This is a genomic window from Nostoc sp. CHAB 5836 (assembly GCF_020829445.1).
Taxonomy (GTDB): domain Bacteria; phylum Cyanobacteriota; class Cyanobacteriia; order Cyanobacteriales; family Nostocaceae; genus Nostoc.
Window position 1 is genome coordinate 57,684 of record NZ_JAIVFV010000006.1, and the last position, 14,909, is coordinate 72,592.

Below are 14,909 nucleotides of genomic sequence, written 5' to 3' on the forward strand. Positions count from 1 at the left end.
AAACTTAATAGTTGCACTGATTGCATTCTTTAGAGAGAAATTGTCTGGAAATCATACTACTAGCACGAATTTTATTGAATGTATATCTTTTTGTTGGCAGATGCAGGATTTTTCTAAAGCTTTTATACTCAGATTTAACCTAACGCACAAGTCCCCACCCTCAAAAGCGATTTTGCCAAGGAATTATTCTCCCGCAAACATCGCGCCTCTTAGTAGGGTGGGGATAGAGAGATCTCGATGAGGATTCGATCCAGAATTTGTTTTTACTTGGTAAAAGCAAATTCTGCATCTAATCCCCAGGATTTTCTGGTAGGATAGCTAATGTCTTGACCATCAATGCCATAAGCGAAAACCAAGCTAGTAGGTATATGTTGCAAGAAAAAGTTTGGGTCTTGGGAACCAAGACTCCTGACAAGAGGAGGGAATGTCAGACTTTCTAGAACTACGAAGTTCTGGAGGCTGTTCCCGATCAATTGGGAAGCGCCGTCCGTCTTACGGCGCGGTAGTTCACTGAGCCTCTAATAGGAGAAAAGCATATATGGGTTGGTTAAAAAGACTATTTGGATTGGAAAAACCTGAAAATGCAGAAGTAAATCCGACTGCACAGGCAATACGGCAAGCTCCTAGTTCTAATGTCGCTACTGCTACGCAATCAATACCCCCAGAACGTCTGGGATTAAGCGGAGAATATGATCAAAGTGGTTTAGCAAAGCGGGTAGCGTTGGCATTTGATCAAGACCCCCAACTCGAAGATGTTGATACCCTTTGGGTTGCTCAGACAGGAAGCACTGTGGTATTGAAAGGTAAAGTTCCCAGTCAAGAAATTCTTAACAAAATGATTTCTGTGGCGCGTTCTGTGAATGGTACTACAGATGTTGACACTAACCAAGCCACTATTGGCTAGGTGTTAATACCACTTCTTTGTGAAGCTGCATATATTTACCCCCCGGCTACGCCGTCCCCCCAAAGCATCGGGGGGTATTATTATGTGCATTTTCATCCAGAATTGGTATAAAGAATTCAATTGTCTGTTCGCTAGTCCAATCCTTGCTCAACAAAAAGTAAAAAATAACTTTTAAGCTATTACTCCTGAAAGCGGGTGCAGTAGTGTTAAATGAAAACTATGTCTGGTTTCAGTTTTCAGATACCGTTCTTGCAAAGGTTGCCACTGCTGCCACGACTGGTAACGATTTTCAGTTAACAAATTAGCAAGGGTGGGTAAGTGGGTCTGAATTTCTGACTTGAAGACATCTGCAAGCCAGTCAGTTAATACGGCACTATCCTGCATCGTACCCAAAATCTCTTGGATACTTTTCACTTCTGTAAGATAAGCTCCGTAAGACTCACCATATAAGTCAGTAAATAACTCCATCTGGTAGCGTATACGTTTAGATTCTTTTCGTAAACTATGAAGAATTTCACCTTCTGTTGTCAATTGTTTTTCTATCTTTTCTGGTTTCCAGTTTTTCTGGATTTTCACTTCTGATTCCACAAATTCGGTGCCAACTAGCCAACCCGGATGCAGTAAGAAGATACTCACTTCTGGTAAAAGTAAGTCTGGTAGTACTTGCCCAATGGTAACAGATCCCAAAGGTTGATAACTGGGTTTCTCTAACCACTTGTCTAATGCATCTTTTAAAGACTTATAAGATTCAGCTTTTAATGTTTTCTGTACACTCGATAGGACATCTTCACGTTGTTTAGCCAAAGCTGTGAAAGCTGTTTCGAGAGATTCCTGCTCTTTGCGGGGTAAGTTCGGTTTGTAATTGTTTTCCAAACTTTCTTTAAGTACGTCTAAATCTCGCAGACTACCAAGACGACGAGCTATTTTACCAATATTTTTATCGCTGATTGGTTTGGGCACATCCAGCGCTAGCGCAAACCGGGTTATAGCTGTCCGTAGGCGGCGCATTCCCACCCGCATTTGGTGCAGGGCTTCTGGATCTTCATCTTTCTTCACTGATTTTTCCCACTTAAAGGTTTTCTTAAAGTGTTTTTCAATCCCTTGGTAGGCGTAGTCCCCTAGAGTTTTTACCGTGGGTTCTGTGGCTAATTTCATAGTTGATCTTAATGACTACCTCTTGAGGTTATTGTATAATAACAACATTGGGCCAGAAAATTTTGCAGTGTTGCGACAGATTGCAGTAAAAAATTTAAGTTTGACAAAGAGTTTTAACCTTACAGCAGTTTTCATGTATTTGAACCACAAATAGACCTCTCTCCAAACCTCTCTCCTACGAGGAGAGAGGCTTTGATTTTCTCCCCTTCCCTTGTAGGGAAGGGGCTGGGGGTTAGGTTTCATAATTGTGGTTCATTTACCTGAAAATCGCTGTAACCCAAGCAGATTGATGCTGATCTAGCTAAATCAATTCCTCAGAATCGTTACCACCAGAACGATCAGCATCGAAGAATATCCCAAGACCAGAAACACCATTTGGTCATTTGATTCTTCTAGCTTATATTCACTATAGATTTGTAGAGATTGCCTGTACGGGACAGCTGGGGATACACTGTTCGCAGACGATACAGCGCGATCGCGTGAATGTCAACTTGTATGTCTCTGGGTGCAGGGTGAGGGCTTCGGTAGGACAAACCCCAGTACATAAGCCACAGTGGACACAGATATCTGGGTCAATAGCAATTTCGCCTAATGTATGAGAAACGTTAACATGGCGCGATCGCATCCAGTCGATCGCCGCATCTAATTGATCGATGTCTCCCGATAGTTCCACTACCAGTTTACCAATTTGATTTGGAGCAACTTGGGCGCGGATAATATTGGCGGCGACGTTGAACTCTTTGGCCAGTAGGTAAGTGACTGGCATTTGCACAGCGCGTTTCGGGAAGGTGAGTGTTACTCGTTTTTTCACAGGTTTAGCAGAGGGTTTATTCTCTTGTAGCGTATTGAGAGTGTCGATTTTAGATTAACGCAAACCTAAAATTTCCGAAATTGCCCTGACAATATCCAGATAGAAGTTGCCTTTCACCGCCCGAAACAACTCAAATTGAGAGTCAGGGGCACCAAAAAATGGTCTGAGAAACCATCCTAACTGCATACCAACAAAGGCATAAAGCAATAACCAGGATCTTAAAATAGTGGTGCGGGTTTTTTTGCCAACTTCATCTTGTTGAGAAAGTAATTGCATTCCTTCATAAAGAAATCAAACGCCAAAAATGCCTGTAATGCCAAAAATTAACACATTTAAAAGTTTAAAAAATTGATAAGAATCGGGTGTAGTGATCAGAAAAAATAGCGTAACTGGTGCCAAGCTGAATAAAAGCACACTAATCACGGATACAGATGTGAGCAACACAACGAAATGTTGTTGAATACTACTGCGAGAACCAAACAAAACATTAAAAAAGAACAAGGTCGGAAAACAAATAATCAGTGTGATTAAATAGAATGCTGGAAGTTTAATCGCACCAGATAATGCTTGTGCCCAACTATGGGATGCACCGATAATTGCTCCATAAATGGCAAAGAAGATAGAACTAGATACAAACAGAGAACTGATTTTATTTTGTAATCGTACTCCCTGACGAATTTCTTCTAAAAAGGACTGGCGATCGCGCAATAAATTAATTAAAACACCAAATTGTTGAATTCCGCGATTTTGTTTTTTCAGCATAATTTTCTACCTGGTATATTTGTTTGAATTACTAATGACTAAGTACGTTGGTGGGAAAAAAGTCAACTATGTTACGAAACGTAAATAAGCTTAAAACCTTTACTAATGACAAATGACCAACGACAAAGGACAAATGACAGCCTTAGCCAGTTAACTTTAATTGCGCCAACCTACTTAATTAACGAATTCCCAATAGATAGCTAATAGCTTTAATGACACTCAAATAAAAATTACCTTCTCTTTCGCGGAATAGTTCAAACGTAGAACCAGGCGTGCCAAAAAACGGTCTGAGAGTCCATCCTAACTGACTGCCTACGAAAGCGTAAAGAAATAGCCAAAATTGTAAAATCTTCTGGCGTGTCTTACTACCTTCATCATCTTGTTCTAAAACTAAACTCGTGGCTTGATATAAAGACGAAACACCAATAAATCCAGTCAATGCAAATATGAATACATTTAACAGAATTAGAAATTGGTAATTATTGGTGGTAATCAAGAAAAACAGTGTGATTGGTGCAAAGCTAAATAAAAGTACACTAGTCACTGAAACCGCAGTTAATACTAATGCTAAATGCTGTCCAAAAGTTCGCTTGGAACCAAAAATAATGTTAGCAAAATACAACGTAGGAATACAAATTATGAGTGTGATTAAATAAAGGGCTGGGAGTTTAATGGCGGAAGATAAAGCTTGCATCCAACTATGATATGCACCAATGATTCCGCCATAAGCAGCAATAAATAAAGAACTGCAAACCAGCAAAGAAATGATTTTATTTGGTAATCTCGTACCTTGGCGAACTTCCTCTAGAAATCCTTGGCGATCGCGCAAAAATCCAATCAGCACTGCAAAGTATTTGATTCCTAAAGATTTGCGTTCAATCATATTATCCTCACACAGCTAAAATTCTAAGTTTCATCTGAGTAATCACCGCCAGAACCATACTTCCAGGCATCAATCAAACGATGCCAATAATATTGTTGTTCATTTGGTTGATTCTTAATCCATGTTTCTAACATTGGACTTAACCAAAACAAGGCAGTATATACACCTAAATTACTGTAATGCACCATCCAATCTAGCAAACTTCCCAAACCTACTTGCGGAATTATCTTGGCAACTAATAGCGGATGAGACAAAGCAGTTTTTAACAATGTTTGCGTTAGTCCCGAAAACTGCACTATATCCTGTAAAAATGGTTTTAGCACTGGTGTACCCAACTGCTGCATTTCCTGAAATACTGCCGAGAGTAGTTGGTTAATTTGGTCTGGGGCAATTTTCTGATTTACACCAACACTCATCGCCCTTTGAAACAACCAGGTAACAGTTAAACTCGGCTGATAGGGTTGTAGCAGTGCTAAGGATTTTGCAGATAATTGTTCTGTTTCTAGCGCTTCGTAAATGCCATAAGTTAAATGCTTCAGGTGACGCACCATAGCCCCAAAACCACCAAAACTCAAGGGAGATTGATTACCACTGCTATCTCCTGCTGGTAGAATGCGATTCCAAGGGGTTTTTAACGGACTTTGACGATAGGTAGGAAAGAAACCAAATAGCGATCGCTGAAATTTCAGCTTGCTCAATTCCACTCCCTGATATTCTGGTAACAGACGCAGATATTCTTCAAACATCGCTTCTAAACTCAAACGTTGAGGATGTGCATCCATGTAGGTAAACAAGTAGGTGGTTCTGCCATCCCTAGCTGGAAAAGCTTCCCAAAAGTATTGACATTGATTTTGCAAAGATGTGAATGATAATATTAAATCGCCTGAGTTATTTTCGGGAAAACCTTGGGCGCAACTTCCGACAACTAAGCAGAGGGCGTCTGGTTTTTTGCCTTGGCGTGCTTGTCGGGTGATGGGTGAAAAATGTCCCATCGCGTCGATTAATAACCGAGTTTTGAATTGGTTATTTACCATCACCCCATCTGGATGAACCACGGCTTCGGTAAAGGGTGTATTTTCTAACAACTTTCCCCCAACGGCGAGAAATCGAGTTTTCAAAGTAGCCAGTAGATAAACTGGATCTACACCGATATTCAAGACATCCTCTACCCAAACTTCTGTACCGCCATCAAAAGTAACTCGCGCTGGGTTATATTGAGTGGCGATCGCACTTGCTAATTCTTCCTCTGTTAGCAAATTCAATTCCACAAACACATCTAATTCTTTGCGAGAAATATTCCACTCTTGTTCCCTCCCCCGTAAAATACCCCGTTCCATCAACGCCACCCGCAGTCCCTTCACCGCCAAGGCGCAACCAATTAAAATGCCCAAAGTGCCACCGCAGATAAGCAAATCGAAGTCTACAGCGCCTAAAGGCTGTAGACTTTCTTTAACTAACGTTGGGATAGGTGCGGAGTTTTCGCGCACAGATGTTAAAGTGCGATCGCTTTGGCGCAATCTTTGTAAAACATCGCCGGGTAATTGGGAAAGAATTTCTTCAGTTAAAGACATTTTGGGGAAATTTAACTCTACATTACTCTACATTCCCAAAGTTACCTGAGAATGAAGAAAGTAGATACGATATTATTTATTGCGAATGGGCGAAAAAGCGAATTGCGAATTGGATTTATGGAGAGCTACGAGCGTGTTTAAAATTCAACCCTCAATTCGCCACGATTTTATGCAAAGCTGTACTTAGAAGGTTTGTTCTTGGTACTACCAGATATACCTGAGATTTATCCAGAGTGGAAGCGATTAATTTTACAGTATGGGGTAATTGGCGTAAATGTGCATGATGCTAGGCTTGTAGCCTCAATGTTAGTCAATAGGCTAACCCATATCTTAACTTTCAACGTTAGGGACTTTAACCGCTACGCTTCTGAAGTCACCCCAGTAAACCCAACGAGCTTTACACGACTATCTTCTGAAAGCTAATTACGAACTCGTACTGAGCGACTTGTACTGAGCGTAGTCGAAGTAAGCCGAAGTATTACGAATTACAAGAGTATGTCCACTACAAAACCTGTAGAACGTCTGTATACTTTTGAGGAATATCTCACCTACGATGATGGCACTGAAAAGCGCTATGAACTTGAGGATGGGGTACTGCTAGAAATGCCTCCAGCCTCAGATTTGCATGAAGCTATCATTACTTTCTTGTTAATCCGCTTCTATCTGGAAATTCAACGACTAGGGTTAGATTGGGAGGTTCGCCCTAGTGGTACTGGCGTTCGTACCTCCGTGAAAAAATCCCGTCTCCCTGACTTAATTGTGATGACTGAAGAACAGCGACAATCTATTCAGAGGATGTTTGTAAAGTCTAATTTATTACTAGTCTTGGCGATTAGAAATCGCGGCTACACAGGCAAAACCCACCTCCGTGGGTTTAAAACTTTTGATTTTTTCTTAGTCCACGGAGGTGGACTTTGTTTGTCTAGTAGCGAATTCTATTCGCCCAATACTTTTCAAACATCCTCTAAGCGTTGCGACAGATGGAGTAAATCAGTTCACTTTTTTAAAAGTACCAGTAAGTACTGAACCTGGATTAGTTTGGATAAGAAAGATTTCCTTGCCACCATCAACAATAGCACCGCTTAAAAAAGCAGTGCCATTACCACCTGTGAATACTATCTGCACCGTACAATCTTGTCTAACACTATAGGTTCCTGACACTATCCTGTTTGGAGATACAGCACCGTCACTGCTAAGAGCATCTATTCCTTGAAAATTTCCGTTTCCATCAAACTGGACTAAACCAACTACAGCTATAGGCGTTGCTGCAAACGTCCCAGTGAATTTAGTTCCATAGCTACCTTTTATGGTTGCATTATTACAAGAAGGGGTAGCTTGGGCGTTGACCTTTTGAGAGATAGCATCTGAAATGGTCAATGCTGACACAGTACCAATTATTAACGTCGTAAAAAAGCCTTGGATTTTAAAGTTCATCATATTCCTGAAATCAAGACCCTCTTACGTAAATATTCACACTAGAAGATTACTATTGAATGACTTAACTTGTAAATCCCACTAGAAAGTAAAATTTTTTACACCAAATTTATTTAGACTTGCAATTTAATTCCTACTCAAAATTCCATAACAGTTTACAGATGGGATTTCTGTTATGATAGCGATCAATACTTTTTTACTTGTTGCGGGTCTTCATCAGGTGGATGCCAACCACCTTTGATCCAAAGACGACGAGCTTTGACAATAGAGCCTTCATTATGACGTTCATCATTGACGTCTAAACGATTACTTGTAGCTCGTCCTATAGAAGTAATGCCAATAATTTTTAGACCATCTGCTGACCAAATAAAGTGGTCAGACCAGTTTTGCTGGCGTGGATTAAATAGAGGTAGCATCTGTGCTGTATCTGGATCAATTCCAGTGGTGAAATTGTAGCGATATCCATTGCAACGCTGACAGGCTAATGCCAAGTTATCAGGGTCATCCGAACCCTTAAGAGACTGGGGTACAATATGGTCAATAGAAAATAGAGCAGCACTTGCTTCTTCTGAAGAATGACAGTATTCACAAAGAAATTTAGCTCTTTGTCTGACTAATTTTTTGGTAGAATCATTAACTGTCATGATTGAGAAATGATTTTGGCATTAAGCAAGGTAAAAATTCTATCAAGTTCCAATATGCCTGCCAATTCAGCATCTTCCTCTCTTGTTAGCAATCTAGCTTTCTTTTTCTCAGATAATTCTTCGAGTCGAGACTGTAATTCTTCAGTAAATTTAAACAAATATATGTCCCTAACTTTACTGAGTTTGATTCCAGAATCTACCCAGAATGAGGGTTGAACCATCATTTGAGTAATCATAAGTTGTATGTCTCGTTTAATTTAGCGGACTGGTGGTATTTTAACAGCGAATCTTCCTTAGTTGCTTTAGTTTGAATGTCAGGTAATGCGGTAAACCTGGATTTGGTGAAAAATCCGGGTTTAGTTGTCATGGCGATCGCTCAATGTCGCTTTCAGCTTGCTAATATTTTATGTGCTAATACCAATTTTTTGTGAAGTTGCATAGAATTTGACCTCACCCCTAGTCCCCGAACGAAGAGCAAAGAGGGAAAATCCAGTTCCCTCCCCGATTTCGGGGAGGGTTAGGGTGGGGTTCTTTATTATGCAGCTTCATATTAAATTGGTATGAGTCTGTCAAGTATTAATGTGGAGATAAGCACAATAACTTGCATTATAGGAAATACTGATGAACCGCTCGAAAATAATTGCCATTCTTACAGGTGCGATTTCGGTCATTTTAGCGATCGCCTATCTCATCTTAGTTCAACTCCTGGACTATCGCGACATGAAACCCGCCCCCATCAGCCAATTTGAACAAGAGACTGTGATTATTTCTGGCTGTTGGCAGATTGACAAAATTGCCAACGTGTAAATTACATTTAGTTAGTCTCAAATTAAACCCTGGCGAATAGAATTCGCGGCTATACAAAGGTTCGCCCTTGTCGTTCCTCATCGCTGACAGTTTAAGATAAAGAGCATTTTGTCAATCGGTTAAAATACTCAAAATAGTCTTATAGCGGTTCTCGCTTGGGTGGAGTAGAGTTTTGACCTCTCTCCTAAGAGGAGAGAGGCTTTGAATCTTACTCCCCAACGCTAGAAGGGAAGGGGCTGTTCTTGTTAGGTCTGTATTCCATGCAATTGAGAACCGCTATAATAAGTTCGCCCACAACTTTTCAAACATCCTCTAAGACATTGCAGCAGCGATCGCCAACAAAATTGCTAAATTAACCTAAGGAAATCAAAATCCAGGCCAGCTAGCTGCAATCAACAATGGTATCTATTGCTACTTCATTCTCCGATACTCAAAACCATTGGGCACGCTTATTTATTACAGCCTTAGCCCAACGTGGTATTGTTAATGGGTTGCCGAACGGGATTTATCGCCCCGACAACTCTGTCACCCGCGCTGAATTTGCTGCCATCATCGCCAAGGCGTTTGCGAAAGTTACTAAGAAGCGACAGTATGTTCCATTTGTTGATGTACCCGCTAATTATTGGGCAGCAGCAGCCATTCAAGCAGCTTACGAAAAAATATTTCTTAGCGGGTTTGGTGATAAAACTTTCCGTCCCGCTAACCGAATTACTAGGGCGGAAGTTTTAGTTTCCTTGGTAGCAGGTTTAGAAATTGGCACCAAGATAAAACCTGACATCCTCTCAGCACTCCCACAAATTTATCAAGATTCTGCCCAGATTCCTGCGTATGGTATAAATCATGTAGCTATTGCCACAAAAGCTGGACTGGTAGTTAGTTTTCCAAATGTGAAATTACTTAATCCCAATCTCGCAGCCACCCGTGCAGATGTAGCAGTGATTATTTATCAAGCTTTGGTGTATCTAGGTGAGGCAGAAAAAATTACCTCTAGTTACTTAGTGCAGCCGCCAGTACCCATCCCAACGCCGATACCGACACCGACGCCGACACCAGTACCCATCCCAACGCCGACACCGACACCAGTACCCATCCCAACGCCGATACCGACACCAACACCGATACCGACACCAACACCGACACCGACACCTGTCGGTAGCGTTAGGGTAAATCATAGTCGGGAATTCCGGGGGGCGTGGGTAGTATCTGTGTGGAATGGTGATTGGCCTTCCAAAGCGGGACTTTCTGTTGCCCAACAAAAAGCTGAACTTAGCGAGATTATTAGTAAATTACAAGCGTTAAACTTCAACGCCCTGATTTTCCAGGTGCGACCGGAGGGAGACGCATTATATGAATCGCAATTAGAGCCTTGGAGTGCTTGGATTACCGGAACTCAAGGTCAAGCACCAGAACCATTTTATGATCCTTTAGCGTTTGCGATCGCAGAATGTCACAAGCGCAATATTGAACTTCATGCTTGGTTTAACCCCTACCGCGCTAGCACTTCCACTAACCCAGCCAAAACAGTCCCTCCCCACATAGCAGCTACCAATCCAGAAAGCGTTTATCTGTGGAAAACTCAACGCTGGATGGATCCAGGACTAAAAATAGTTCAAGACAGAGCTTACAACGTAATTATCGACGTAGTGAAGCGCTACGATGTTGATGGCATTCACTTAGATGATTATTTTTATCCATATCCCATTGAGGGACAGCCTTTCCCCGATGACAAAACCTACGCTGCATATAAAGCAGGCGGTGGTACACTCGGCCTTGGCGACTGGCGGCGGGACAATGTTAACAGAATGGTACAGCGCCTCTGGGAGGGAATTAAAACAACCAAACCCGACGTAAAATTTGGTATTAGTCCCTTTGGGATTTATCGCCCCGGACAACCTGCTGGTATTACTGGGTTGGATGCTTACAACGTGCTGTATGCTGACTCGAAGAAATGGTTAGAACAAGGCTGGATTGATTATATTGCGCCTCAACTTTACTGGCGCACAGACCAACCACAACAAAGTTATTCGGCGTTGCTACAGTGGTGGACACAGGTAAACACAAAGCAAAGACACGTTTACGCTGGTAATAATTTGACAGAACCAAGCAACAAGAGTCGGGAGAGTGATGAGATTGAAAAGCAGGTGAAAATTAGTCGTAGCCAAGCTGGACAGTTGTCACTGGGGAATATCTTTTTTAATGTCGGTGTTTTGACAGAAAATAGTCAGGGCATTGCTGATAAATTTCAAAGTCTGCTTTATAACAAACCTGCGCTACCGCCAACTTTGTCTTGGCAAAATACAACACCACCCCCTCCACCGACTAGACTACAAGTCAATAACCGCAAACTGAGTTGGGAGCCTGGAGATGATCAGCCAGTTCGTTCTTGGACACTTTATCGGCAAACTGGCGATACTTGGACAATTGGGCGAATTTTATCTGCCGGCACAACCTTTGCTACCGTCCAACAAGCGGGAACCTATGCCGTGTGTGCGGTGGATAGATTGGCGAATGAGAGTTTGGGAACAGTGATTACAGTTAGTTGACAAAAGTGCTGCTAAGTGCATAAGTGCAGCCCACCGTAGACATCGCCTTTAGCGTTGGCAAGGCCATCGCTGTTATGCTTTTGTATAGTATTAAATGCTTAGGCGTAGCCCGTTGTAGACATCGCATCTTTGAAAAATAGTGCAAAGTAATCAACCTGAACCAATTAAGGCCGATTGGATAGTCAGCCTTTTAGGAAGAGTGAAAGCTCTGGAAGTAAATTCCCATGAAGAAGCATTAACCTCCATTCTGGTTGAGCAAGCTTTGGAAAATGCCAAACGCACTGCTACCAATCCTGGTATATCATTGGCAGCAGCTTTTGATCTGATTATAGCTGCTGAGTACTATACAAAACTAACCAATAAAGGATGGCTTTATTGTCCAGTAAATAATATTCCTCTATTAATTTATCCGTACACTAATGCTTGCCCAAGATGTGTTTTACAAGGGAATTTTTACTATCATCAGGCAAACAAATTACCATCTGGAACTATTGGCAAAACCACAAGTCGTTTGCTGTGTGTATTTCTAAAGCATTTATTTAAAATTAATTCGAGGAATTTAAAAATTTATCATGGTGCTGAACCAGTTGACGTAATAATTCATGATGAAAAGGAGAGTGTAGTCTTACTTGCAGAAGTAAAAGCCGCACCCTTGACAACACTTGCTCTAGCGGCGAAGGTTGAGGTACAAACCGAAATGGGAGAAAATGGAGAACCAATACCTTGTTCGCACTCTCCTACAGACAATTCATTTCTGGCATCATCTAACTTGCATATAATTCTGCCCAAGTTAGAAGAAGATTACTGGAACTGTCAACAACCCAGCCCTAAAGGGACTGAAGCTCTGTAAGAGCTATGTTGACCCGACCACCTAGAAATAGGTAGCCGTTATTTGAGTCACGACACCTTGGGATACGCAGCCAGTCCCTCGCTCTGTCGCTTGTAATTAAACAAAACTAAGGTCACTGGTTTAGTGTTGCAAGCATAACAAGCTCTTATAACAGGTCAAGGCTAACATTACCCCGTAAGGGAGGCTCGTTTGAGCAAAACATTATGCGTACAGGGTTGTGAGATTTGAAATGGTAATTGTCCCATTGAAAGTACATCACAAAAGTACACCAAATTTCCCAACTCCAAGGCGGTAATGAAAAAAGATTGAAGGCGGTTAAAACCGCACGAGTCGTTTCCCTCTCAGCACTAAAGTGGCTGAGTTTCCCACTTACCGCGAGGTCTTATGAAAAAATTCACATCTTTAGCCACGTTAATGCTTTGCGTTTCATCAGCATTCGGCACTTCAGTTATTCTCAATACCCCACAGGCAAGAGCAGAAAAAGTCTGTTCAAATAAAAGTTTACAAGGAGCCTATGCAATTCAAGGTGGTGGATTTTTGAATAAAACCGAGCCTGCTGCATTAAATGCTTTAAATAACTATGATGGCAGGGGAAAGGTAACAGGAACTATTCTGGTTAGAAGTGTTGCAGGAACCATAACGACCAATATTGCCACGCAAGGTACATACCAAGTGAAAAGTGATTGTAGTTTTACAGTAAGCTTCACTAGAGTCGATGGAACGACTGCTAATTATAGCGGTCTTGTCTTTGATAACGGCAATAAAGTAAGTTACACCCAAACAGACCCCAATACCATCATTAACTTAAAAGGTGAAAAAGTTTATAACGCTCGACATATGGATAGATGACGGCAATAACTAGTACAGCAAGGCGAAAGTAAACTACCCATTCCAAATCAATGAAACGCTTATGCTGTATTGATTTGGAATTTGGAATTACGCCTTGCTGTACTACCTCACACCCAGGGCTATTTTAGCCTAGAGATCAAACCAATTCGCGATACCTCTCTTCTCTACGAGAGGCTACGCCAACGAGACGCTCCGCGAACGACTTCGTTCGGCACAAGTTCGCTTTTTCTTAATTCGCAATTGAATCAAACAAGAATTTTAAACACCTCACCAAATCGGATTGCTGCTCGAATATAACACAGAATTGTGCATCGACTGGGATATTTGTAGGCGGTACATTGGCTGGAAGTGTGTTTGTGCCTGGTTGTAGTGTGCCATTAGCACTTGGAACGGGTACGAACCTTGAATCTGTTTGTGGTAAATCTATCGCGTTTAGTTGAGCTAGTGGGATCTGGGTATCTGTTCGCAAGACTCTAGTGTTAGATATGCTCATTGGAGGGTTTAAAACATTATTACTAAAGCTTAATCGCGGTGTTTGACCAGGCTCGATTGGGAATTGAGTCCAGTTAGCCATAACCACACCAGGCTCTTGAGGATCACTCTGTTCGCTGTAAACCACTAAATATCGAGTTGAACCAGCTTGTGAAATAGGAGAGTTTTGTAAAGGTTTTTCCGTCTTGGATCTTAAGCGCTTTATTTGATTTGAACTAACTTGTGAAACTACAGATGGTAAAGGAGAACTTAAATCCACTTGGGGAGACGACATCGGGTATTGGAATAGATACTGTACATTAGTGTTCCTACTGTCTTTTAACTGAATAACTGTTCGCGAGAACTGGGGATTTAGTTGATTTTTGTTAGTCAATGTTTGGTTGTATCCGTAATGAATTGCCACACATTTCGTCGCTGCACTAGCGGCACTACAAGTTGTACCACCACTTAAGGTTACTACACCACTCATGGGAAAGGCTGGAGAATTAGTGCCGCCAGTATTAAGATCCAGGCGTAATGGTGGATTTGTTGGTAACGCATTAAATATACCAACTATTTCGGTACTAGCAATTTGTCTAGGTAAAAAACGAGATCCACGACTAGTGCCAATCCGTACATCCCGATTATTATAGAGAGACGTTTCAAATGGACTGTAGGAGCCCGTTTCTTGAATCCCTATCATCCCCAAAAAAGGGTTAATAGTAACAATCCCGCCAACTTGGAGAACATCTAGTTGGGTAGCACCGGGAAATATACTTTTTAAGTAAGCGGGAGTCATAACCACATCAGTATTGACCATGATTGTGGATACAACATCTTGCGCGATCGCTGAAGGTGCGGAAAACATCGCAGAACCGATTAAGACCACAAAACCTAGTGGCTTGCCTAACTGTTTGATAAATTGCATCGCTTAATCTCCATTAAAAACAAAGATGAACTGTAGAGTTTCGCTATTGAGGATGTTGATTTTTCCGAACTACTTAAGAGGATGTTTGAAAAGTCGCAAAGTATACTAAAAACCCCGCTTCCATTCCTCTCCCCCACAGCGAGAGAGGCTTTCAAACCCCCCTTTCCTACAAGGCAAGGAGGCTAGGAGGTTACGTTTGGGAGGTTTTGATGTTCCTAAAAATACTTATCAAACATCCTCTAAGACTTACGGACAAGGTAAATACACTACAATATCAGCTAGTGTAGTCATACTTTA

14 protein-coding genes and 1 pseudogene are annotated in these 14,909 nt (G+C 41.5%); 6 read left to right on the top strand and 9 right to left on the bottom strand.

Annotated features, from left to right (window positions below; genetic code table 11):
- Positions 1–538 precede the first annotated feature (538 nt).
- A complete protein-coding gene (locus LC605_RS02440; RefSeq protein WP_229545987.1) occupies positions 539–904 on the top strand; it encodes a BON domain-containing protein in 366 nt (121 codons plus the stop codon).
- 171 nt (positions 905–1,075) lie between these two features.
- Here LC605_RS02440 and LC605_RS02445 read toward each other — a convergent pair whose 3' ends face one another.
- The 5 genes and pseudogenes from LC605_RS02445 to LC605_RS02465 all read right to left on the bottom strand — a co-directional run bounded on the left by LC605_RS02445 (position 1,076) and on the right by LC605_RS02465 (position 6,086).
- Entirely contained in the window at positions 1,076–2,059 is a 984-nt protein-coding gene (locus LC605_RS02445; protein WP_229545988.1) for a CHAD domain-containing protein, read from the bottom strand.
- A 406-nt stretch (positions 2,060–2,465) separates the two neighbouring features.
- Positions 2,466–2,870: an NIL domain-containing protein gene (locus tag LC605_RS02450; protein WP_229545989.1), complete on the bottom strand. Its 405-nt coding sequence runs from the start codon at positions 2,868–2,870 to the stop codon at positions 2,466–2,468.
- 54 nt (positions 2,871–2,924) lie between these two features.
- Positions 2,925–3,632 (bottom strand): annotated as a pseudogene (locus LC605_RS02455) (actin-binding WH2 domain-containing protein).
- Positions 3,633–3,810: 178 nt separating this feature from the next.
- Complete coding sequence (locus LC605_RS02460; protein WP_229545990.1) at positions 3,811–4,515, bottom strand: actin-binding WH2 domain-containing protein; 705 nt, start codon at positions 4,513–4,515, stop codon at positions 3,811–3,813.
- A 23-nt stretch (positions 4,516–4,538) separates the two neighbouring features.
- Positions 4,539–6,086 (bottom strand): FAD-binding oxidoreductase, encoded by a 1,548-nt coding sequence (locus LC605_RS02465; RefSeq protein WP_229545991.1) that lies wholly within the window; start codon positions 6,084–6,086, stop codon positions 4,539–4,541.
- A 495-nt stretch (positions 6,087–6,581) separates the two neighbouring features.
- On the opposite strand from LC605_RS02465, the gene LC605_RS02470 reads away from it, so the two are divergent.
- Complete coding sequence (locus LC605_RS02470; protein WP_229545992.1) at positions 6,582–7,112, top strand: Uma2 family endonuclease; 531 nt, start codon at positions 6,582–6,584, stop codon at positions 7,110–7,112.
- Here LC605_RS02470 and LC605_RS02475 read toward each other — a convergent pair.
- From LC605_RS02475 to LC605_RS02485, 3 genes are all read right to left on the bottom strand, one after another.
- Positions 7,077–7,523, bottom strand: coding sequence for a hypothetical protein (locus tag LC605_RS02475; protein ID WP_229545993.1), 447 nt, complete (start codon positions 7,521–7,523; stop codon positions 7,077–7,079). The two genes, LC605_RS02470 and LC605_RS02475, sit on opposite strands and share 36 nt — an antisense overlap.
- A 182-nt stretch (positions 7,524–7,705) precedes the next feature.
- Entirely contained in the window at positions 7,706–8,164 is a 459-nt protein-coding gene (locus tag LC605_RS02480; protein ID WP_229545994.1) for an HNH endonuclease, read from the bottom strand.
- Positions 8,161–8,400: a hypothetical protein gene (locus LC605_RS02485; RefSeq protein ID WP_229545995.1), complete on the bottom strand. Its 240-nt coding sequence runs from the start codon at positions 8,398–8,400 to the stop codon at positions 8,161–8,163. The genes LC605_RS02480 and LC605_RS02485 overlap by 4 nt, the downstream gene beginning before the upstream one ends.
- A gap of 385 nt (positions 8,401–8,785) precedes the next feature.
- On the opposite strand from LC605_RS02485, the gene LC605_RS02490 reads away from it, so the two are divergent.
- The 4 genes from LC605_RS02490 to LC605_RS02505 all read left to right on the top strand — a co-directional run bounded on the left by LC605_RS02490 (position 8,786) and on the right by LC605_RS02505 (position 13,213).
- A complete protein-coding gene (locus tag LC605_RS02490; RefSeq protein WP_229545996.1) occupies positions 8,786–8,971 on the top strand; it encodes a hypothetical protein in 186 nt (61 codons plus the stop codon).
- Positions 8,972–9,369: 398 nt separating this feature from the next.
- Positions 9,370–11,514, top strand: coding sequence for a family 10 glycosylhydrolase (locus LC605_RS02495; RefSeq protein WP_229545997.1), 2,145 nt, complete (start codon positions 9,370–9,372; stop codon positions 11,512–11,514).
- Between the two features lie 139 nt (positions 11,515–11,653).
- Positions 11,654–12,364, top strand: a complete 711-nt coding sequence (locus tag LC605_RS02500; RefSeq protein ID WP_229545998.1) for a hypothetical protein — start codon at positions 11,654–11,656, stop codon at positions 12,362–12,364.
- Between the two features lie 384 nt (positions 12,365–12,748).
- On the top strand, positions 12,749–13,213 hold the full coding sequence (locus tag LC605_RS02505) for a hypothetical protein (protein WP_229545999.1): 465 nt from the start codon (positions 12,749–12,751) through the stop codon (positions 13,211–13,213).
- Positions 13,214–13,442: 229 nt separating this feature from the next.
- On the opposite strand, the gene LC605_RS02510 is transcribed toward LC605_RS02505, so the two are convergent.
- Positions 13,443–14,612, bottom strand: a complete 1,170-nt coding sequence (locus LC605_RS02510) for a hypothetical protein (RefSeq protein ID WP_229546000.1) — start codon at positions 14,610–14,612, stop codon at positions 13,443–13,445.
- Positions 14,613–14,909: the final 297 nt, after the last annotated feature.

Coding starts and splice junctions, on each gene's coding strand:
- LC605_RS02440 (WP_229545987.1), top strand. CDS start 539: ATGGGTTGGTTAAAAAGACTATTTGGATTGGAAAAACCTGAAAATGCA.
- LC605_RS02445 (WP_229545988.1), bottom strand. CDS start 2,059: ATGAAATTAGCCACAGAACCCACGGTAAAAACTCTAGGGGACTACGCC.
- LC605_RS02460 (WP_229545990.1), bottom strand. CDS start 4,515: ATGATTGAACGCAAATCTTTAGGAATCAAATACTTTGCAGTGCTGATT.
- LC605_RS02465 (WP_229545991.1), bottom strand. CDS start 6,086: ATGTCTTTAACTGAAGAAATTCTTTCCCAATTACCCGGCGATGTTTTA.
- LC605_RS02470 (WP_229545992.1), top strand. CDS start 6,582: ATGTCCACTACAAAACCTGTAGAACGTCTGTATACTTTTGAGGAATAT.
- LC605_RS02475 (WP_229545993.1), bottom strand. CDS start 7,523: ATGATGAACTTTAAAATCCAAGGCTTTTTTACGACGTTAATAATTGGT.
- LC605_RS02480 (WP_229545994.1), bottom strand. CDS start 8,164: ATGACAGTTAATGATTCTACCAAAAAATTAGTCAGACAAAGAGCTAAA.
- LC605_RS02485 (WP_229545995.1), bottom strand. CDS start 8,400: ATGATTACTCAAATGATGGTTCAACCCTCATTCTGGGTAGATTCTGGA.
- LC605_RS02490 (WP_229545996.1), top strand. CDS start 8,786: ATGAACCGCTCGAAAATAATTGCCATTCTTACAGGTGCGATTTCGGTC.
- LC605_RS02495 (WP_229545997.1), top strand. CDS start 9,370: ATGGTATCTATTGCTACTTCATTCTCCGATACTCAAAACCATTGGGCA.
- LC605_RS02505 (WP_229545999.1), top strand. CDS start 12,749: ATGAAAAAATTCACATCTTTAGCCACGTTAATGCTTTGCGTTTCATCA.
- LC605_RS02510 (WP_229546000.1), bottom strand. CDS start 14,612: ATGCAATTTATCAAACAGTTAGGCAAGCCACTAGGTTTTGTGGTCTTA.